Consider the following 20,089-nt stretch of genomic DNA (forward strand, 5'->3'; position numbering starts at 1 on the left):
CGCGAAAAAGCACGACCGTTCTTTTTTGTTGCACCGCGGTACAAGCCGATACGAATGCGGAGCCGGTAGAGACCGGACCCTAAAATGACCGGTTGCCCTCGAAGCCCCCTTTCTGCAATCCCAATGGAGTCAAGTCAATGAAGGTTCTAGTGCCTGTCAAACGGGTCGTCGATTACAACGTCAAGGTGCGCGTGAAGAGCGACGGCACCGGGGTGGACATTGCCAACGTCAAGATGAGCATGAACCCGTTCGACGAGATCGCCGTGGAAGAAGCCGTTCGCCTGAAAGAAAAGGGCGTGGTCACCGAGGTCATCGCCGTCTCCTGCGGCGATGCCAAGTGCCAGGAAACCCTGCGCACCGCCATGGCCATCGGTGCCGACCGCGGCATCCTGGTGGAGACCACCGAAGAGCTGCAACCCCTGGCCGTGGCCAAGCTGCTCAAGGCGCTGGTCGACAAGGAACAGCCCCAACTCGTCATCCTGGGCAAGCAGGCCATCGACGACGACGCCAACCAGACCGGCCAGATGCTCGCCGCGCTGGCCGACCTGCCGCAAGCCACCTTCGCCTCCAAGGTCGAAGTGGAGGGCGGCAAGGCCACCGTGACCCGCGAAGTCGACGGCGGCCTGGAAACCATCCAGCTCAGCCTGCCGGCCGTCATCACCACCGACCTGCGCCTGAACGAGCCGCGCTACGTCACCCTGCCCAACATCATGAAGGCCAAGAAGAAGACGCTCGACGTCTTCAAGCCCGAAGACCTGGGCGTGGACGTCAAGCCCCGCCTGAAGACCCTCAAGGTCAGCGAGCCGCCCAAGCGCGGCGCCGGCATCAAGGTGCCCGACGTCGCCACCCTGGTGGACAAGCTCAAGAACGAAGCCAAAGTGATCTGAGGAAGACAACGACATGACCGCACTAGTTATTGCCGAACACGACCACGCGACCGTCAAGCCCGCGACCCTCAACACCGTGACCGCCGCCCTGGCCTGCGGCGGCGACGTGCACGTGCTCGTGGCCGGTGCCAATGCCGCCGAGGCCGGCAAGGCCGCCGCCCAGATCGTGGGCGTGGCCAAGGTCATCGTGGCCGACAGCCCGAGCCTGGCCGAGAACCTGGCCGAGAACGTCGCCGCCCAGGTGCTGGCCATTGCCGGCAACTACAGCCACATCCTGTTCCCCTCGACCGCCAACGGCAAGAACGTCGCCCCGCGCGTGGCCGCCAAGCTGGACGTGGCGCAGATCTCCGACATCACTTTGGTTGTGAGCCCCGACACCTTCGAGCGCCCGATCTACGCCGGCAACGCCATCGCCACCGTGCAGAGCACCGACGCCACCAAGGTGATCACCGTGCGTACCACCGGCTTCGACGCTGCAGCCTCCACCGGCGGCAGCGCGACCGTTGAAACCGCCGAAGGCGTGGCCGACAGCGGCAAGTCGAGCTTCGTGGGCCGCGAGGTCACCAAGAGCGATCGCCCCGAACTCACCGCCGCCAAGATCATCGTCTCGGGTGGCCGGGCGCTGGGCAGCGCCGAGAAGTTCACCGAAGTGATGACGCCGCTGGCCGACAAGCTGAACGCCGGCTTGGGCGCCAGCCGCGCCGCGGTGGATGCAGGCTACGCGCCCAACGACTGGCAAGTGGGCCAGACCGGCAAGATCGTCGCGCCGCAGCTGTACATCGCCTGCGGCATCTCGGGGGCCATCCAGCATCTGGCCGGCATGAAGGACTCCAAGGTGATCGTGGCGATCAACAAGGACGAAGAGGCGCCGATCTTCTCGGTGGCCGACTACGGGCTTGTGGCCGACCTGTTCACGGCCGTGCCGGAACTCGTCAAGGCGCTCTGATCGCATCGCTGCACTGAGCCAGAGGGCATCGTTCGCGATGCCCTTTTCGTATCCGCTGTATCTGGAGACATGAGATGAGCTACACCGCCCCCCTCAAGGACATGCTGTTCGACATCGAGCACCTGGCCAACATCGGCGAGATCGCCAAGCTGCCCGGCTTCGAAGACGCCGGCCTCGAAACCGCGCAGGCCGTGCTCGAAGAATGCGCGCGCTTCAATCAGGACGTGGTCGCGCCGCTGAACGTGGCGGGCGACCGCAACCCGTCGTCCTTCAAGGACGGCGAGGTCGCAACCACCGCGGGTTTCAAGGAAGCCTTTGCGCAATACGTGTCGGGCGGCTGGCAGGGCCTGCAGCATCCGGCGGACTTCGGCGGCCAGGGCCTGCCCAAGACCATCGGCGCGGCCTGCGGCGAAATGCTCAACTCGGCCAACATGAGCTTCGCGCTGTGCCCGCTCCTGAGCGACGGCGCCATCGAGGCGCTGCTCACGGCCGGCTCCGACGAGCTCAAGGCGGTGTACCTCGAAAAGCTCGTGAGCGGCCAGTGGACCGGCACCATGAACCTCACCGAGCCGCAGGCCGGCAGTGACCTGGCCATGGTGCGCAGCCGCGCCGAGCCGCAGCCCGATGGCACCTACAAGGTGTTCGGCACCAAGATCTTCATCACCTATGGTGAGCACGACATGGCCGAGAACATCGTGCACCTGGTGCTGGCCCGTGTCACCGGTGCGCCCGAAGGCGTGAAGGGCATCAGCCTGTTCGTGGTGCCGAAGTTCATCGTCGGCAAGGACGGGTCTCTCGGCAAACGCAACGACGTGCATTGCGTGAGCATCGAGCACAAGATGGGCATCAAGGCCTCGCCAACCGCCGTGCTGCAGTACGGCGACAACGGTGGCGCCGTCGGCTACATCGTCGGCCAGGAAAACCGCGGCCTGGAGTACATGTTCATCATGATGAACTCGGCCCGCTACGCGGTGGGCATGCAGGGCATCGCGATTGCCGAGCGCGCCTACCAGCACGCCGTGGCCTATGCGAAAGACCGCGTGCAGAGCCGCCCGGTCGATGGCTCGATCAATGCGAGTGCGCCCATCATTCACCACCCCGACGTCAAGCGCATGCTGATGACGATGCGCGCCTACACCGAGGGCTGCCGCGCCATGGCGGCCGTGGCCGCCGCCGCCTACGACGCCGCGCACCACCATCCCGATGCGGATGCACGCAAGCAGAACCAGGCGTTCTACGAATTCATGGTGCCGCTGGTCAAGGGCTACAGCACCGAGATGAGCCTGGAAGTGACTTCGCTCGGCGTGCAGGTGCACGGCGGCATGGGCTTCATCGAGGAGACCGGCGCGGCGCAGTACTACCGCGACGCCAAGATCCTCACGATCTACGAAGGCACCACCGCCATCCAGGCCAACGACCTCGTGGGCCGCAAGACCGCGCGCGACGGCGGCCAGACGGCCAAGGCCATTGCCGCGCAGATCCAGAAGACCGAGGCCGAGCTCGCCAAGAGTGACAGCGCCGCAGCCGCGGCCGTGCTGAAGCGTCTGAAGGCCGCGCGCCTGGCGTTCGTCGACGTGGTCGATTTCGTCGCGGGCCAGACCAAGGCATCGCCCAATGCGGTGTTCGCGGGCAGCGTGCCTTACCTGATGCTGGCGGGCAATCTCGTGGCCGGCTGGCAGCTGGCGCGCTCGCTGCTCATTGCAGAAGACTTGGCATCCCGCAGCGTCGATACCGCTTTCATGCAGGCCAAGGTGGCCACGGCGCGCTTCTATGCCGAGCACATCCTCAACAAGGTGCCGGGCATCCGCGACAGCATCGTCGAAGGCGCCGAGAGCGTCACGGCACTGGCGCTCGACGCGTTCTGAACTGCGGCCCGCCGTGTCGCCCACCTGACGGGCGATACGGCCTTCCTCTTATATAAAACCGAAACCCTATTCCGGAGACGACATGTCCAAGCTGCCCCCCGTGCTCGCCAACCTGCCGCTGCCGATCATCGGCTCGCCGCTGTTCATCATCAGCAACCCCAAGCTCGTGATTGCCCAATGCAAGGCGGGGGTGGTCGGTTCGATGCCGGCACTCAACGCGCGCCCCGCGGCGCAGCTGGAAGACTGGCTGGCCGAAATCACCGAGGAGCTCGCGGCCTACAACAAGGCCAACCCGGACAAGCCCGCCGCGCCGTTCGCCATCAACCAGATCGTCCACAAGAGCAATGACCGCCTCGATCACGACATGGAGATGGTCGTGAAGTACAAGGTGCCGATCGTCATCACCTCGCTGGGCGCGCGCACCGACGTGAACGACGCGGTGCACAGCTATGGCGGTGTCACGCTGCACGACATCATCAACAACAAGTTCGCGCAGAAGGCGATCGAGAAGGGCGCCGACGGCATCATCGCAGTGGCGGCCGGTGCCGGCGGCCATGCGGGCACGAAGAGCCCGTTTGCGCTGGTGCAGGAAATCCGCCAGTGGTTCGACGGCCCCATCGCGCTGTCGGGCTCCATTGCCACCGGCGGCGCGGTGCTGGCGGCGCAGGCCATGGGCGCCGACTTCGCCTACATCGGCACCGCCTTCATCGCCACCGAGGAAGCACGCGCCAGCGAAGACTACAAGCAGGCCATCGTCGACGGCACCTCCGACGACATCGTCTATTCCAGCCTCTTCACCGGCGTGCACGGCAACTACCTCGCGCCCAGCATCGTCAAGGCCGGCATGGACCCGGCCAACCTGCCCGAAGGCGACGTCAAGACCATGAACTTCGGCGGCGGCGATGGCAGCAAGGCCAAGGCCTGGAAAGACATCTGGGGTTCGGGCCAGGGCATCGGCGCCGTGACCGAAGTGGCCAGCGCGGCTGCATTCATCGAAAAGCTCAAGCGCGAATACTTCGAGGCAAGGCAGCGGCTCGCACTTTGAGCGGCGCGGGCAACATGGCGCCTGCTGCACAGCCTGTGCAGCGCGGGCGAATGCCGCTGCTCGACATTGCGAAGGGTATCGCCTGCGCGGTCATCGTCGGGCACCACCTGTCGCGCTATGGCGCGATGCCGGTGGGCGCCTTTCCCCTGGCACCGGATTTCCTGGGCTGGCTGGCCGATGACGGTCGTCTTGCCGTCCAGGTCTTCCTGGTGATCGCGGGCTTTCTGGCGGCGGCCAGCCTCGCGCCCGACGGCGTGCTGCGCGTCGATCGTCCCCTGGCGCGCATTCTTCAGCGCTACGGGCGCCTGGTCATGCCGTACCTGGCCGCGCTCACCGTGTGCGTGCTGGTGGCCGCCATCGTCCGCCCATGGATGAGTGGCGACGACGTGCCGGCATCGCCCAGCATCGGCCAGTTGCTCGCGCACGGATTGCTGCTGCAGGACCTGCTCGGTTACGAGGCGCTGTCCACCGGGGTCTGGTACGTGGCCATCGACTTCCAGCTCTTCGTGCTGGCGCTGACGCTCATGGGGTTGCCGGCCTTGTGGCGGCGGGCGCCGGCCGCGCCGGACTCGCGCGAACGCTGGATTCCCGTGGCGCTGGTGGTGGGGGTGGTGCTGGCCTCGCTGGCGTTTTTCAACCGCAACACCGATTTCGACGCCACGGCGCTCTATTTCTTCGGCGCCTACGGGCTCGGCATGCTGGTCTTCTGGATCGGGCGCGCAACCCGTGCCAGCACCTGGCAGGGCGCCATCGTGCTGCTGGCGCTGGTCGGCGCGGGCGCACTGGCCATCGACTGGCGCAGCCGCATTGCCACAGCGCTCGTGAGCGCGCTGCTCATTGCCATCGCGCAGCGGCAGGACTGGCTGTCGATGGCACGCTGGCCGGACGCGGCCATGCCGCTGCAGCGGCTGGGCCGCATCTCGTACTCGCTGTTCCTGATCCACTTTCCGGTCCTTCTGGCCACCAATGCCGCGGTCGGCCAGATGGGGCCCCATGCGGCCTGGATCGATGCGCTGGGCATGGCCGCCACCTTCGGTCTTTCGGTGGCGGCTGCGCTGGCGCTGTACCGCTGGGTCGAAGTGCGGCCCGCGTCGTGGCGCGCGGTGACCGCCCTGTTCGCGGCGCTGCTGGTCAGCGGATTGCTCGTCTCGTCCTGAGCCGGGCGGCGCCTCAGGTCTTCTTCTTGAAGAGCTTGGCGATGCCCCAGAGCGCTGCGCCGCCCGCCACGACCGCGATCTTCGCGAACTTGGCCAGGAAGGCCAGGGCGAGCGCGAAGAAGCCCAGCTTCTTCACGGCAACACCGGCCACCAGCGCGGCCAGGCCATAGGCTGCGACCTTGTCGGTGGACGAGTTGAAGTCTGCGTACTTCTTGCCGTCGTCGTACTGCATCGCGCCGAGCAGCTTGGCCGCGTCGGGCTTGAACTTCTCGAGGTCCTTCGCATTGGTGATGAGGTTCAGGCTCAGATAACCGTCCCGGCCCAGCGCGTAGGTGTTGTAGTTGACGCCCTGGTTCTCGCCGGTGCTGCCCTTGTTCTTCGAGAGCGCCGACCACACCAGGCGGTGCGTCGAGGCTTCGTACTGCGGCTTCTGCGCCCAGCCCGTGACCTCGATGCCGGGAATGCCGCGCTTGGCGCGCTCTTCGTTCGCGGCCTCGGTGCCTTCCTTCAGACTCTTGAGCAGGTCGTCGGCGTTCCAGTCCTTCGCGTCGTCGTCCTTGATGTAGCCCTCTTTGACGAACTTGACGGCCGCCATCCAGTCGGCGTCGTCGCCGGGGAAGATCACGCCGATGAAGGTGTCGTCGGTCCGGTTGCCCATGCTGCGCATGAGTTGCGCGGCCGCCGGCGTCGGCACCCACACGTAGCCGGCTGGCAGCTGCAGGTGAGCCTGGTCGCGCAGGGCGATGTCGGCGGGGCCGGCCTTCTGCACGGCATTGGCAGCCTTGAAGGCCGCCTCCTGCTCGGCTTCCAGGGCGTTGGCCGTGGAGGTGGCGGGAGCCGCGGCCGTGGGGGGCGGTGCGGCGTTGCCGATGTTGGCGGCCGTCAGGGCGCACGCGAACAGCAGGCCGGCCGTCAGGCGGGCCACAGGGGTATGAATACGCAAGTTCTCTCTCCTCGGTTGTTGTCGGTTTTTATGAGACGCGAGGAGTTTATCGGCGCCGGAGCAGCGCCAGGACGGCGTGTGAAGTGCCGCGTTCAGGGCCAGGGCGTCGGCGGCGGAATCTCGCACGCCGGCTCGACGTCGATGCTCTTGAAATCGGCCGGCGAGACGATCTCCAGGTATTCCATGTCCGGCGAGTAGTCGAACAGAAAATGCCGGATGCCCGGCCGCTGGTGCACCACGTCGCCGGCCTCGACCAGCGTTTCCTTGTCTTCGTACATGAAGCGGGCCCAGCCCTTGAGCATCATCACGATCTGGAAGTCGGCCTCGTGGCGGTGCCAGCCGGTGCCCGTTTCCGGTGCCATGTTGGCCTTGACGAGGTGCGCGATGACCTTGCCGTTGGTGGCTTCTGCAATGCCCAGGTCGCGGTAGAGAAAGAAATCGCGCAGGCCGCCCGAGACGTACTCGGTGTCGCCGGGTTTGACGTGGGAGAACTGGGTGGCGGTTCGGTCCAGCATGGGGCGCTCCTTCGCAGGTTTTGAGGGTGGTGCTGCGCTGCAGCACGCATAAAGCGTTCCCAAACCGAGCCGGCTGCGAAACTCAACCGCACGAGCCTGACGGCAATGGCTGTGACTGGTGCTGAGGCGCGCCTGACCTGCCTGCCCGCATTGCCTCGGCGTTGGCGAACACCCATACTGCAGGCTCCACGACGCGACGACGAACGGAGCCTCCCATGAGCAACGAACTTCGCAAGAAGCTGCACGACCTGGCGGAACTGGCCGACAACACCACCGATCCGCAGACCAAGGCCATCGTCGAAGCCATACGGCTGCAGACCGCCGTGTTGAACGAGCGGCTCTTCTCCATCGAGCTGCAGCTGGGCACGCTCACCAAGCGCATGGAAAACACGACTGACTGAGTGGCCGCCGCTTTGTGGGGATAATCCCCGCCATGAGCGGCAACACATTCGGAACTCTCTTCGCGGTCACCAATTTTGGCGAGTCGCACGGCCCGGCCATTGGCTGCGTGATCGACGGCTGCCCGCCGGGCATGGACCTGAGCGAAGCCGACATTCAGGGCGACCTCGACCGCCGGCGCCCCGGCACCAGCCGCCACGTCACCCAGCGCAACGAGCCCGATGCGGTGCAGATTCTTTCCGGCGTCTATGAAGGCAAGACCACCGGCACCCCGATTGCGCTGCTGATCCAGAACACCGACCAGCGCAGCAAGGACTACGGCCAGATCGCCCAGCAGTTTCGCCCCGGCCATGCCGACTTCACCTACTGGAAGAAATACGGCATTCGCGATCCGCGCGGCGGCGGGCGTTCTTCGGCACGGCTCACGGCGCCCATGGTGGCGGCCGGCGCAGTCGCCAAGAAATGGCTGGCCGAGAAATACGGCATGGTGTTTCGCGGCTGCATGACGCAGATCGGCGAAATCGCCATTCCGTTCGAGAGCTGGGACCATGTGCCCAACAACCCCTTCTTTGCGCCCATTGCCGACGTGAGCGAACTCGAGGCGTACATGGACCGCCTGCGCAAGGCCGGCGATTCTTGCGGCGCGCGCATTCGCGTGACGGCCACCAATGTGCCCATTGGCCTCGGCGAGCCGCTGTTCGACAAGCTCGACGCCGAGATCGCCTACGCGATGATGGGCATCAACGCCGTGAAAGCGGTCGAGATCGGCGCCGGCTTCGACAGCATCACCCAACGCGGCACCACGCACGGCGACTCGATCACTCCCACAGGCTTCGTCACCAACAACGCGGGCGGCATCCTCGGCGGCATTAGCTCGGGGCAAGACCTGGAAGTGAGCATCGCGATCAAGCCCACCAGCTCGATCATCAGCCCGCGGCAGTCGATCGACATTCACAACAACCCGGTCGAAGTGGTCACCAAGGGCCGCCACGACCCGTGCGTCGGCATTCGCGCGACGCCCATCGCCGAAGCCATGCTGGCGCTGGTGGTCATGGAACACGTGCTGCGCAACCGCGCGCAGTGCGGCGACGCGCAGCAACAGCAAAAAGCGCAAGACGAAACGACCGAAGCCGCGTCCCCGCAGGCGTCCTTCCTCTAGTGTCTCCCCCGCCACCAGTGGCCGCCGGACGCGGCCACCTGCTGGCGTTCGCTGGTCTGTCGGCCAGCTATTTCGCGCACATCGGATTCTTCAACCCCTACCTGCCGCTGTGGCTCAAGGACCTGGGGCTGCCGATCTTCACGATCAGCCTGCTGGCCTCGGTGCAGTCGATCACGCGGGTGTTCGCGCCCTATGCCTGGGGGGCGCTCAGCGATCACACCGGCCAGCGCGTGAAGCTGCTGCGCTTCAGCGCGGCGGTGGCGCTGGCCAGCTCCTTCGGGCTCTGGTGGCATGGCGGCGCCTGGTGGCTGGCGCTGGTGCTGCTGGTGATGTTCACCCACACCAGTTCGATGATGTCGCTCACCGAGGCCGCCATGGCGCAGTTGGTGGCCGGCGACTGGGGGCGCTACGGACGCATCCGGCTGTGTGGCTCGGCCGGCTTCCTGGTGACGGTGTTCTTTGCGGGCGAGTGGTTCGAGCGCTTTGGCATGAAGCACTTTCCGGCCTGGGCCGCGGGCACGCTCGCCGTCGTGCTGGTAGCGACCATGAAGCTGCCCGACATTCGCGAGCCGGTGGCGTCGCACGACACGGTCAAGGAGCCCATCGGCCCGGTGCTGCGCATTCCGGCGGTGCGGTGGTTCTTTGCATCACTGTTCTTCCAGGTGATGTCGCATTTTTCGGTCTATGCCTTTTTCTCGCTGTACCTCGATTCGCTCGGCTACGGCAAAAGCGTCATCGGCCTGCTCTGGGCGCTCTCGGTGGTGGCCGAGATCGTCTGGTTCTTTCTGCAGGGCCGGCTCATCGGTCTCTTGCCGATGCCGCGCTGGATGCTGGTGTGCGGCATTGCCGCCGTGGCGCGGCTGGGCCTGACCGCCGGGCTGGGCGGCTGGATTGCGGCGCTGGTCGTCGCGCAAGGGCTGCATGCGCTGAGCTTCGCGGCGCACCACACCACCTGCATCGCCGTGGTGTCGCGCCGCTTTCCAGGCCGGCTGCGCGGGCGGGGGCAGGCGCTCTTCACCGTGATCGGCTATGGGTTCGGCGGCGTGCTGGGCGTGCTGCTCGGAGGCGCCGTTGCGCAGGAGTTCGGCTACCGGACCATGTTCGCGCTGGCCGCATTGCTGGCGGCAGTGGGCAGCCTGTGTGCGTGGCGGGTGATGAGGCTGGAGCGGCCGGGGCTAATTGCGCCAGGCACTGCCTGAAGAGCGGAGCGCGGCAAACCGCCCGCAACACTGAGCCCGATTTAAAAAAGAATTCGACACTTCGAATTCTCGCGCTTCATGTGCTATTTCTTCTTACAAGAATTCTTTGCCAAATTGCAGCGGCAGGGCGCAGTGCACGCCAATGGCCTCGGTCACTGGGGCAAGCAGCGGAAATCTTCCACATCTCCCCTGAAAGATTAACCTTTGCATTGGCTCTTACGTTAAATCAACATTTAAAATAATAGTCAAATAATGCAAGGGGAGTTGAGCATGAAGCTCAATTTGAAAACAATATTCTTATTGAGCCAATTGGCATTAGCCAATTTGTCTTATTGGTTGGCTGCGGATCTGCGATGAGCCGCCGCGTCACGATCCAGACGCCCCTTGGCGAGGCGTTGCAATTTCGCCAGTTGGTGGGCCGCGAGGCGCTGAGCCAGCTCTACGCCTTCGATATCGAGTTGCTGGGCAGCAGCAACGCCGTCGACCCGAAAACCTTGCTCGGCAAGGCGTCCACGGTGGCGGTGGAAACCGAAAGCGGCGGCGTGCGCCACCTTGGCGGCATCGCGACCCGGTTCGGCCTGCAGCAGGAAGACGCGCGCCATTCCTTCTACCGCCTGCAGCTGCGGCCCTGGCTGTGGCTTGCCACGCGGCGCAGCGACTTCCGCATCTTTCAGGGCAAGACCGTTCCCGAGATATTGACGGACGTGCTCGGCAGCTACGGCTATCCGATCGAGAAGAAGCTCAACCGGGGCGACTACCGCCGCTGGGACTACTGCGTGCAGTACCACGAGAGCGACTTCAATTTCATCTCGCGCCTGTGCGAGCTCGAAGGCATCTACTACTACTTCAGGCACGAGGCGTCGCAGCACGTTCTGGTGTTTGCGGACGACATCGCAAGCTCGCACGTTCCGCTGCCCGGCGGCGAGTCGGTGCGTTACCACCCGCTCGAAAAATCCGGCATGGGCCAGCGCGAACGCATCTATGCCTGGGAAACCGCGGAAGAGGTGCGCGCGGGCCATCACTACAACAACGACTACGACTTCGAGAAGCCCAAGGCCGATCTCTCGCATCTGCGGCAAATGCCGCCCGGTCATGACCACGATGGCTACGAGAACTACGAGTGGCCCGGCGGCTTCGTGCAGCACGCCGATGGCGAAACCTATGCGCGCCTTCGCAACGAAGAGCAGCTGACCCAGCGCAGCCGCGCCAGCGGCCGCTCCAACCTGCGCGAGCTTGCCACCGGCCACACGCTGCGCCTGACCGGCCATCCCCGCGCCGACCAGAACCAGCAGTACCTGTTGCTGAGCGTGAGCTACCACCTGCAGGAGAACCTGCAGGCGAGCGAGGGGGCGGATGCCACCGAGGGATCGGTGCAGCGCTTTGCCTTCGACGTGCAGCCCACCAGCCTGGCCTGGCGCCCCCAGCGCACCACGCCCAAGCCGCGCACCCGCGGTCCGCAAACCGCCATGGTGGTCGGGCCGGCCGGCGAAGAAATCTGGACCGATCAATACGGCCGCATCAAGGTGCAGTTCCACTGGGACCGCCTCGGCAAGGACGACGAGAACTCCAGCTGCTGGGTGCGCGTGTCCACCGCCTGGGCGGGTGCCACCTTCGGCGCGGTGTCGGTGCCGCGCATCGGCATGGAGGTGATCGTCGACTTCCTGAACGGCGACCCGGACTATCCGATCGTCACCGGCTGCGTCTACAACGCCGACACGATGGCGGCGTGGCAGTTGCCGGAGCAAAAGCACTTGTCGGGCATTCGCAGCCGCGAACTCGGCGGCGGGCGCGGCAATCACCTGGTGCTGGATGACACCCACGGAAAGATCCAGGCGCAGCTGCGCAGCGACCACCAGGCCAGCCAGCTGAGCGTGGGCCACATCGGCCGCATCGAAGATACCGCGGGGCGCAAGGAGCCGCGCGGGCAGGGCTTCGAGCTGCGCACCGACGGGCATGGCGTGGCGCGCGCGGCCAAGGGGCTGCTGGTCACCACCGAGCCGCGTCCCAACGCGCAGGCGCACACCACTGACATGGGCGAGACCGTCGGCCGGCTCACGCAGGCGCGCGACCTGCATGAGGGCCTGAGCGAAGCGGCCCAGGCCGCGGAGGCGCACGACACCGGCGACCAGGACGAAGTCGCCAAGGGCCTGAAGGAGCAGAACGACGCCATCAAGGGCCAGGGCGGCAATCGCGAGCAGGGTGACTTTCCCGAGTTCGAAGAGCCGCACCTCACGCTGGCCAGCGCCAAGGGTCTGCAAACGGTGGCACAGGGCTCCACCCATATGGTGAGCAACGAGCACAACGCGCTCACCAGCGGCGGCCACACCAGCGTGAGCGCGGGCAAGAGCTTTCTTGTGAGCGTGCAGAGCGCCATCCGCATGTTCGCCTCCAAGGCCGGCATGCGTCTGGTGGCGGCCAGCGCCGACATCGACATCAAGGCGCTGAAGAACAGCGTCAACGTGCTGGCCAAGCTCAACATCACGCAAACCGCCAACAAGATCACCATCCATGCGAAGGAAGAGGTGGTGATCAACGGCGGCTCCAGCTACAGCCGCTGGAGCTCGGGCGGCATCGAGCACGGCACTTCGGGCACCTGGCGCGAGCACGCCGCGGTGCACAGCCTCGTGGGCCCGGCCAGCGAGGGCAAGCCTTCGCTGCCCAACCCGCCGCAATTGCCCAAGGGCCAGCTCGACCTGTACCACCAGTACATCAAGCCCACAGGCGAAAAGCGCCAGGGCGTTGCGCAGGGCGACTTCACCGTGGTCGATTCGGAAGGCGGCTCGCACGCCGGCACCTTCGACCGCAACGGTTTCGCGACCGTGTCGGGCCTGCCGATCGGTACCGCGAAGGTCACTTTCGGCAAGGACCCGCGCGATCCGTGGGAAGAGGGCAGCTACTTCGGCACGCCCAAGGACTGGAAGGCGAAGGAGCCGACCGCCGGCGCTGCCGATGCGGCGGGGACCTCGGGCTTTCTGGCCGGCGCGGGCGGCTTTGCCGGCATGGCGGGTTCGGCCGGCGGCGCAGCGGGCGCGCTGGCCAGCGTTGCAGGCACGAACAGCAAGACCGCGGGCATGCTGGGTCAGGTCACGCAGGCAGCGGGCATGGCGCAGCAAGCCGTGGGTGCCGCGCAAGCCATTCAGCAGGGCGGCGCCAAGGCGCTGCTCGGCCAGGCGAGTCAGGCCGCCACGGGCATGGCGATGCAGGCGGCGGGGGCGCGGCTAGGGCCGATGGGCGTGCCGATCGCCGGCATGGCGGGTAGCGTCGCGAGCGGCGGCGTGCCGGCGGGCATCAAGACAGGCATGGCCACCGCTGTCACCCAGCCCGCACTCGCGGGGCGCACGCCCGGCTTCATGGGCTGACGCGGCGCAGCTGCGTGCTCCTCGAATAACAAGAACGTCCAGGCAAGAGGGAAGACAAGGCAATGGCGGAAGGATCGCAACAGCAACCATCTCAAAGGGAACGCCAGACCGCGGTCGCGCCCTTGAACACCATCGTCGGTGACGACATCGCGGCGGCGAGCAAGGCAGTCGACGATTGGCTGCGCTCTTTCAGCGGTGGCTACGTCACGCTGGAGCGGCTCACCATGGTGCTGGGCAGCATCCCAATCGTCGGCAACATCATGGCGCTGGTGGATGTGTTCCTGGACATCATCCACATCGTCGAGAGGAAGGCCCAGGACGGCGTTGCGGCGTTTCTCAACTGGGTCAGCCTTGGCATCAACCTGATCGGGCTGATTCCGTTGCCGCCGACGATGGCGGCGGCGCGCATGAGCCTGCGGCCTACGCTGCATCTGGTGAGGCAGCAACTCAAGACGGCGGTATCGAACCTCGGCGAGAGCATCGTCATGGTGCTGGTGGGGCATTTAAACGCCACGATCGTGGGCGAGCTGGACAAGTTCATCGACAAGGCGATCTCGCTGCTCGACGACATGCTCAAGAGCTGCGCGAAGCTGTCGGACAGCATCATCGACAACCTGGTCGACGTGCTGCGCCGCGTGCTTGGGCAGAAGGATATGTTCAGCGTCGGTACGCCGCCTCGACCGGAAACCCGCGTGCACGATCCGAAGGCCGAGAGCACCTGGAACCGCATGTGGGGCAGCGCGGTGCGTTACACCAAGCAGTCTGCCAACTACGTGGCGAAGGTGGCGGCCAACCAGCTGCCGGCCAGCGTGGCGGGACAGGTCAACGGCGTGATCGCGCGCATGCTCGATTTCAAGAGCAACTTTCGCAGGCAACTCGTGCGGCTGGCCGACAAGGAAGCGCAGGCCAGCATCATGTGGCTGCTGCACAAGCTGCTGGAGGCCATCAAGCGCAAGAAGGGGCAGCGCGCGGCCATCGTGCCGCCGCGCGCAGGCGCGGTGGCCGACAAAGCCCGGCCGGGCGCGCAACTCGGCCACATCAACAAGCAGGCGCCCGCCCGCAACGATCCGGGCTGCCGCAACCGGCCGGCGCGCGCGGCCGTCGGTGGCTCGATCAGCCTTGCGACTGGCAGCGAGAGCTTCGTGCACACCGACTTCGTTCTGAGCGCGCCGCTGTCCATCACGTGGTCGCGTGTGTACCGCAGCCAGCTCGATGCATACGACCCCGGCGTGCTGGGTGCGCGTTGGATCACGCCGTACACCACGCGCATCGACATCGCACCGCAGGGAGGGCTCGTCTACCGCGGGGTCGACGGGCGCAGCCACACTTATCCCGCGCTGGCCGTGGGGCAGATGCACCGCGATCCCATCGAGGACCTGACATTGAGCCAGCTCAGCGAGACCTTGCTGGCACTGGACTTCGGCAAGCAAGGCGAGTGGCAAGAAATATACGAACTCGTGGACAGCAAGCAGCCGCACTTCCGTCTCGTGGCGCAGCAAGCGAAGGACGGCAAGTCAATCGGCCTGCGTTACGACCATGTGATCGCATCGACGGGCGAGCGCGTGCTGAGCGACATCATCAGCAAGCAGGGCGATGTCGTCATGGCGCACGTGGGCACGCAGCCTGATGCGCAGACCGGTCTGATCCGGTCGCTGTGGGAACTGAAGGACGGCCAGGTCGTTCGCCAGCTGGCCGCCTACACGCACGACGGGGAGCGCGACCTCGTCGCCTCGCAGGACGAGGACGGTGCCAGCTGGAACTACACCTACAGTCACCACCTGGTCACCCGCTACACCGACCGCACTGGCCGGGGCATGAACCTGGAGTACAACGGCACCGGTTCCGATGCCAAGGCCGTGCGAGAGTGGTCCGACGACGGCAGCTTGGCGCTGAAGCTCGAGTGGGACGAAAACATCCGCCTGACCTACGTCACCGATGCGCTCGGTGGCGAGACCTGGTACTACTACGACATCCAGGGCTACACCTACCGCATCATCCATCCGGACAAGCTGGAGGAGTGGTTCTTTCGCGACGACGCGAAGAACGTCACGCGCCATGTGCACACCGACGGCAGCACCGACGACTACACGTACGACGTCGACGGCAACCTGCAGGCCCACACGCGCGGAGATGGCAGCCGCATCCATTACGAGTACGACGGCCAGCACCGGCTCACGGGAATCCGCGATGCCGAGGGCGGCGTATGGAAGCGCGACTACGACGCGCAAGGCCACCTCACCGAAGAGATCGACCCGTTGGGACACAAGACCGAGTACGCCTATGACAAGGCCGGACGGCCGGTGCGCGTGACCGACGCCAAGGGCGGCACGAAGCTGTTGAGCTACACGCCCGGCAGCCGCCTTGCGAGCTTCACCGATTGCTCGGGCAAGACCCGCCGCTGGGAATACGACAGCCGCGGCCGGATGATCAAGGCCATCGACGCAGCGGGCCAGACCACGCGCTACCGCTACAGCCCGTCGGGCGAAGGCATCGTGCAACGCGGCGACGGAAACAGCCCTGGCCAGCTCGAAGAGATCACCTCGCCCGATGCAACGCGCGAGCACTTCGTGCACGACGCCGAAGGCCGCCTGCTCGCGCATGTCGACGCACTCGGCCGACGTACCCGCTACAGCTATACGCGCGCCGGTCTCGTTTCCGGTCGCATCGATGCCGCGGGCCATTCGCTCAGATACCAATGGGACCTGCTCGGCCGGCTCACGGAGCTGCAGAACGAGAACGGCAGCCGCTACAACTTCAGCTACGACCCCGTCGGGCGCCTGCTCGAAGAAACCGGCTTCGACCGCAAGACCACCCGCTACCGCCATGAAGAAGGCACCGGCCGATTGGTCGCAGTGGAGGAGGGCGCGCGCGTGATGCAACTGCAATCGGACGCGATGGGGCGCCTCGTCGAGCGCACCGTTGGCGGGCAGGCCGAGCGGTTCGCGTTCGACCGTAACGGCCGCATGATTGAAGCCGCCAACAGCGATGCCCGCCTGCAGTGGTTCCACGACCCGGCGGGCAATCTCACGCGTGAACACCACCACTACCTCGCCAGCGCGCGCACGGCGGTGTGGCAGCACCGCTACGACGAACTCAACCGCCGCATCGCAACCATCCGCCCCGATGGCCATACGACCCAGTGGCTGACCTATGGTTCGGGCCATGTGCATGGCCTGCTGCTCGACGGCGAAGACATCCTCGGCTTCGAGCGCGACGATCTGCATCGCGAAGTCCTGCGCGAGCAGCGCAACGGTCTGAGCCAGCGGCTGCGCTACGACGACGGCGGCCGGCTGCTCGAACAGGCGATCGCCCACACCCGGCCCGGCGCCATCGAGGCGCTGCAAGTGAGCCGCAGCTACAGCTACGACAAGACCGGGCAGCTGATTGCCGTCGGCGACAGCCGACACGGCAACTTCAGCTACCGCTACGACCCCATCGGCCGTCTCGTGGAAGCAAGCAGCCGCCTCGGCCGCGAGGTGTTCGCCTTCGACCCGGCGGGCAACATTGCCAGCCCCGCGAACGCCGAGCCCGCGACGCAGCAGGCCACGGCGCACAAGTTGCTCGACAACCTGCTGAAAGAGTACGCCGGCACCCGCTACCGCTACGACGAGCACGGCAACCTTGCCGAGCGCACACGCAATGGCCGCAAGACCACCTTTGCGTGGGATGGCTTCGGCCGCATGACCGCGGCCACCAATGAAGACGGCGCCGGCACCACTTTCAGCTACGACCCGATGGGCCGCCGCATCGCCAAGCATTCGCACGACGCCGTGACGCTGTTCGGATGGGACGGCGACACGCTGGCTTTCGAGAGCACACAGAGCATTTCCGGCGCGCAGGAACAGCAGGGCCGGGGTTGGAGCGTGCACTACATCCAAGAGCCCGGTTCCTTCGTGCCGCTGGCGCAGGTGCGCCAGGCGCGGGCCATCGTGCTGAGCGAAACCACCGACGTGAAGGCGTTGATGGCCGCCAATGGCGGCGCCTACGACATCGAGCAAGACCCGCTCTGGAACGGCGAACAACAGTCCGAGCCCGACGGTTTCACTCCCGACGAGCTCGCCTTCTACCAATGCGATCACCTCGGCACGCCGCACGAGCTCACCGACCATGAGGGCCGCGTGGCGTGGTCCGCGCAGTACAAGGCCTGGGGCGAGGCGCGCGAAGCCATCAGCGAGGCCGGGCGGCGCGCGGGCCTTGCGAACCCGATCCGCTTCCAGGGCCAGTATTTCGATGCCGAAACCGGACTGCACTACAACCGCCACCGCTACTACGACCCGGCGAGCGGGCGCTACGTGTCGCGCGATCCGCTGGGCTTGGCGGGCGGGCGCAACCTGCATGTGTACGTGGGCAACAACCCGGTGCGCGGCATCGATCCGCTGGGGCTGGTCGATCTCAATCTGTTTCCGCACGATGAGGGGATTCGGCAATCGGCCGACAACATCCCGAATCCGAAAGGCACCTTCACGGTGGGCGGCCACGGCAATTCGGATGTCATGGTCGGCGCGTTGCACGACCCGATCACGCCCAAGCAAATGGCGGACCGCATCAAGGCTCACCCTTCGTATACCCAGGGCCAGCACGTCGTGCTCATGTCCTGCAACACCGGCAACGGTTCCGACCCTTACGCGCAGAAGGTGGCCAACGAACTCGGCGCACCGGTCAGCGGGCCCGACAAGTTCCTCTGGATCTGGCCCAACGGCAAGGTTCAACCAGCGGGCATCAAGGCGGACAAGACGATGGATACGGGCGACATCGGACGATGGCACACCTTCAATCCCAAGCCATGACGAAGCCTCACCTCACACGCGCAGTGCCGGCCCTGCTGGCACTCGCGCTTTCGATCTCACACGCCGCGGAGAACAAATTCATGGACAACGACACCCCTGCATCCCCATCTTCGCCGTCGCCCATCTCGGGCGCGCAGAGCTTTGCGCTCACCGATGAGCAGCGCACCGCGTTCGCTGCAAAGGCGGAGGCCGGCGACACCGAATCAGCCTTCCGACTTTCGCAGTACTACGGCTTCCTGCATCAGGACTACGCACAGCAGCGGCACTGGCTGTCCATCGCAGCCAAGGGCGGCCATGCCGTGGCACAACACAACCTGGCCTACCAGCTGTACATGAAGGACCAGGATCTTGAAGGCGCCGCGCACTGGGCCTCGGAATCGCTGAAGAACGGCAGCTCGAATGCGGGCGATCTGCTCAAGGAAATCGAGGCGGCCCGATCTGCGGCGGCCCGTAAGCCTCGGCCATGAGTTTGGAGCTCATCGGGTCGCAAGGAAGGTACGGAAATGAGGCCGTTCGCCATTCATATCCCCATGCTTCGAAAGAAGGGGATGCCCGAGAAGATGGCTGCGTTCTACGAGGACGCGCTCGGCTATGAGCCGGACCAGGAAATGGACGTGCTCAGGATTCCAGGGCACCCGGGCCTGGCGATCACCTTCAAGTATTCCGACGCGGCCCCGAAGAGAACCGCAGCGCTCTACGAGTTCTTCGTGGAGAAGAACTTCCACAGCTTTTGCGAACACTTGAAGAACAAGGGCGTGGAATTCGATCTGGTCGCCCGTACCCCCGGCTTCTACATCGCGAGGATCGTGGATCCGTCCGGAAACTCGATCGAGGTGATTTGCGAGGACTTGGAGGACGAGTCCGGTGCCGACATTTCGGGATGGAGTGTCTTTCAGGACATCGATTGAGTGAGCGCCTTACACAACGGAGAACATTTCATGGACAACGATGCCCCCGCTTCGATCTCGTCTCTCTCTCCCATCTCAGGCGCTCAGAGCTTTGCGCTCACCGACGAGCAGCGCATTGCGCTGGCCGCAAAGGCCGAGGCCGGCAACCCCGAGTCTGCCTTCCGCCTCTCGCTGTACTACACCTTCACTTTCTCCGACGCCGAACAGTCCATGCACTGGCTGTCGATGGCGGCCAAGGGCGGCCATGGCATGGCGCAGCACAATCTCGCCTACGACCTGTACATGGATGGCACGGACCTCGAAAAGGCTGCGTACTGGGCTGCGGAGGCCCAGAAAAATGGCAACGATGAAGCCGGCTGGCTGCTGAAGCAGATAGAGACGGAGAAGGTCGTATCCGGGTGGAGCCCGCTCACATGAGCTCCCAATTGATCATCCTGGCCCACGACATGTGGCGCAAAGGCGCGGGCGGCGCACCGGCGGGACTCGTGGGGCAAGCCGACAGCTTCGCCTACGCGGGGCTCGACCTGGGCCTGGCGCAGTTCGCCGGCTCTACTTTTTCGGGCACCAGCTTCACCGCCACCAGCTTCAAGCAGGCGGGCTGGAGCGCCTGCCAGTTCACCGGCTGCAGCTTTACTCAATGTGACTTCGGCCGCATCTCCATCACCGGATGCACCTTCGTCAATTGCAGCTTCACGGGCGCGAACTTCGATGGAGGCAGCATCAGCACCAGCACTTTCACGCAATGCCGGTGGGACGACATCAGCTTTGCGCGCGGGCAGTGGAACGATGTCGGCGTGCTGAACTGCAGCGGCACCGTGGTGCATGCACAGGGGCTGCAAGGGCGCAGCGTGGACTTCACGAACAGCACCTTCGAACAGCTGGAGTTCCAGGGCGCGAACATCAATTGAGCAGGAAGTAGA

16 protein-coding genes are annotated in these 20,089 nt (G+C 65.5%); 14 read left to right on the forward strand and 2 right to left on the reverse strand.

Annotated features, from left to right (window positions below; translation table 11 throughout):
• Positions 1–137: 137 nt before the first annotated feature.
• The 5 genes from BLR24_RS13590 to BLR24_RS13610 all read left to right on the forward strand — a co-directional run bounded on the left by BLR24_RS13590 (position 138) and on the right by BLR24_RS13610 (position 5,900).
• Positions 138–887 (forward strand): electron transfer flavoprotein subunit beta/FixA family protein, encoded by a 750-nt coding sequence (locus BLR24_RS13590; protein WP_093017640.1) that lies wholly within the window; start codon positions 138–140, stop codon positions 885–887.
• Positions 888–900: 13 nt separating this feature from the next.
• Positions 901–1,833 (forward strand): electron transfer flavoprotein subunit alpha/FixB family protein, encoded by a 933-nt coding sequence (locus tag BLR24_RS13595; protein ID WP_093017641.1) that lies wholly within the window; start codon positions 901–903, stop codon positions 1,831–1,833.
• Positions 1,834–1,907: 74 nt separating this feature from the next.
• Positions 1,908–3,698, forward strand: a complete 1,791-nt coding sequence (locus BLR24_RS13600; protein WP_093017642.1) for an acyl-CoA dehydrogenase — start codon at positions 1,908–1,910, stop codon at positions 3,696–3,698.
• Positions 3,699–3,780: 82 nt separating this feature from the next.
• Entirely contained in the window at positions 3,781–4,743 is a 963-nt protein-coding gene (locus BLR24_RS13605) for an NAD(P)H-dependent flavin oxidoreductase (RefSeq protein WP_093017643.1), read from the forward strand.
• Positions 4,744–4,757: 14 nt separating this feature from the next.
• On the forward strand, positions 4,758–5,900 hold the full coding sequence (locus BLR24_RS13610; RefSeq protein WP_254787277.1) for an acyltransferase family protein: 1,143 nt from the start codon (positions 4,758–4,760) through the stop codon (positions 5,898–5,900).
• Between the two features lie 13 nt (positions 5,901–5,913).
• On the opposite strand, the gene BLR24_RS13615 is transcribed toward BLR24_RS13610, so the two are convergent.
• Both BLR24_RS13615 and BLR24_RS13620 read right to left on the reverse strand, forming a co-directional pair.
• Positions 5,914–6,843 (reverse strand): DUF2167 domain-containing protein, encoded by a 930-nt coding sequence (locus BLR24_RS13615; protein ID WP_093017644.1) that lies wholly within the window; start codon positions 6,841–6,843, stop codon positions 5,914–5,916.
• A 92-nt stretch (positions 6,844–6,935) separates the two neighbouring features.
• Complete coding sequence (locus BLR24_RS13620; protein ID WP_093017645.1) at positions 6,936–7,358, reverse strand: cupin domain-containing protein; 423 nt, start codon at positions 7,356–7,358, stop codon at positions 6,936–6,938.
• Positions 7,359–7,573: 215 nt separating this feature from the next.
• Between BLR24_RS13620 and BLR24_RS13625 the strand changes: the two genes are divergently transcribed.
• The 9 genes from BLR24_RS13625 (at position 7,574) to BLR24_RS13665 (ending at position 20,077) form a co-directional block, all read left to right on the forward strand.
• Positions 7,574–7,759 (forward strand): hypothetical protein, encoded by a 186-nt coding sequence (locus tag BLR24_RS13625; protein ID WP_093017646.1) that lies wholly within the window; start codon positions 7,574–7,576, stop codon positions 7,757–7,759.
• Positions 7,760–7,791: 32 nt separating this feature from the next.
• Positions 7,792–8,916 (forward strand): chorismate synthase, encoded by a 1,125-nt coding sequence (gene aroC / locus BLR24_RS13630; protein WP_093017647.1) that lies wholly within the window; start codon positions 7,792–7,794, stop codon positions 8,914–8,916.
• A gap of 17 nt (positions 8,917–8,933) precedes the next feature.
• Positions 8,934–10,115 (forward strand): MFS transporter, encoded by a 1,182-nt coding sequence (locus BLR24_RS13635; RefSeq protein WP_254787281.1) that lies wholly within the window; start codon positions 8,934–8,936, stop codon positions 10,113–10,115.
• Positions 10,116–10,468: 353 nt separating this feature from the next.
• Positions 10,469–13,474 (forward strand): type VI secretion system Vgr family protein, encoded by a 3,006-nt coding sequence (locus tag BLR24_RS13640; protein ID WP_093017650.1) that lies wholly within the window; start codon positions 10,469–10,471, stop codon positions 13,472–13,474.
• A gap of 122 nt (positions 13,475–13,596) precedes the next feature.
• Entirely contained in the window at positions 13,597–18,261 is a 4,665-nt protein-coding gene (locus tag BLR24_RS13645) for an RHS repeat-associated core domain-containing protein (protein WP_254787283.1), read from the forward strand.
• Positions 18,258–18,728: an SEL1-like repeat protein gene (locus tag BLR24_RS13650; protein ID WP_093017654.1), complete on the forward strand. Its 471-nt coding sequence runs from the start codon at positions 18,258–18,260 to the stop codon at positions 18,726–18,728. Before BLR24_RS13645 ends, BLR24_RS13650 begins: the two co-directional genes overlap by 4 nt.
• A 36-nt stretch (positions 18,729–18,764) precedes the next feature.
• A complete protein-coding gene (locus BLR24_RS13655; protein WP_093017656.1) occupies positions 18,765–19,169 on the forward strand; it encodes a VOC family protein in 405 nt (134 codons plus the stop codon).
• A 30-nt stretch (positions 19,170–19,199) separates the two neighbouring features.
• Entirely contained in the window at positions 19,200–19,586 is a 387-nt protein-coding gene (locus BLR24_RS13660) for an SEL1-like repeat protein (protein ID WP_093017658.1), read from the forward strand.
• Entirely contained in the window at positions 19,583–20,077 is a 495-nt protein-coding gene (locus BLR24_RS13665; protein WP_093017660.1) for a pentapeptide repeat-containing protein, read from the forward strand. Before BLR24_RS13660 ends, BLR24_RS13665 begins: the two co-directional genes overlap by 4 nt.
• The last annotated feature ends 12 nt before the right edge of the window (positions 20,078–20,089 follow it).

It is taken from the genome of Variovorax sp. OV700, from assembly GCF_900099805.1.
Lineage (GTDB): Bacteria > Pseudomonadota > Gammaproteobacteria > Burkholderiales > Burkholderiaceae_C > Variovorax.

Coding starts and splice junctions, on each gene's coding strand:
- BLR24_RS13600 (WP_093017642.1), top strand. CDS start 1,908: ATGAGCTACACCGCCCCCCTCAAGGACATGCTGTTCGACATCGAGCAC.
- BLR24_RS13640 (WP_093017650.1), top strand. CDS start 10,469: ATGAGCCGCCGCGTCACGATCCAGACGCCCCTTGGCGAGGCGTTGCAA.
- BLR24_RS13595 (WP_093017641.1), top strand. CDS start 901: ATGACCGCACTAGTTATTGCCGAACACGACCACGCGACCGTCAAGCCC.
- BLR24_RS13660 (WP_093017658.1), top strand. CDS start 19,200: ATGGACAACGATGCCCCCGCTTCGATCTCGTCTCTCTCTCCCATCTCA.
- BLR24_RS13655 (WP_093017656.1), top strand. CDS start 18,765: ATGAGGCCGTTCGCCATTCATATCCCCATGCTTCGAAAGAAGGGGATG.
- aroC (WP_093017647.1), top strand. CDS start 7,792: ATGAGCGGCAACACATTCGGAACTCTCTTCGCGGTCACCAATTTTGGC.
- BLR24_RS13610 (WP_254787277.1), top strand. CDS start 4,758: ATGGCGCCTGCTGCACAGCCTGTGCAGCGCGGGCGAATGCCGCTGCTC.
- BLR24_RS13605 (WP_093017643.1), top strand. CDS start 3,781: ATGTCCAAGCTGCCCCCCGTGCTCGCCAACCTGCCGCTGCCGATCATC.
- BLR24_RS13650 (WP_093017654.1), top strand. CDS start 18,258: ATGACGAAGCCTCACCTCACACGCGCAGTGCCGGCCCTGCTGGCACTC.
- BLR24_RS13665 (WP_093017660.1), top strand. CDS start 19,583: ATGAGCTCCCAATTGATCATCCTGGCCCACGACATGTGGCGCAAAGGC.
- BLR24_RS13625 (WP_093017646.1), top strand. CDS start 7,574: ATGAGCAACGAACTTCGCAAGAAGCTGCACGACCTGGCGGAACTGGCC.
- BLR24_RS13590 (WP_093017640.1), top strand. CDS start 138: ATGAAGGTTCTAGTGCCTGTCAAACGGGTCGTCGATTACAACGTCAAG.
- BLR24_RS13620 (WP_093017645.1), bottom strand. CDS start 7,358: ATGCTGGACCGAACCGCCACCCAGTTCTCCCACGTCAAACCCGGCGAC.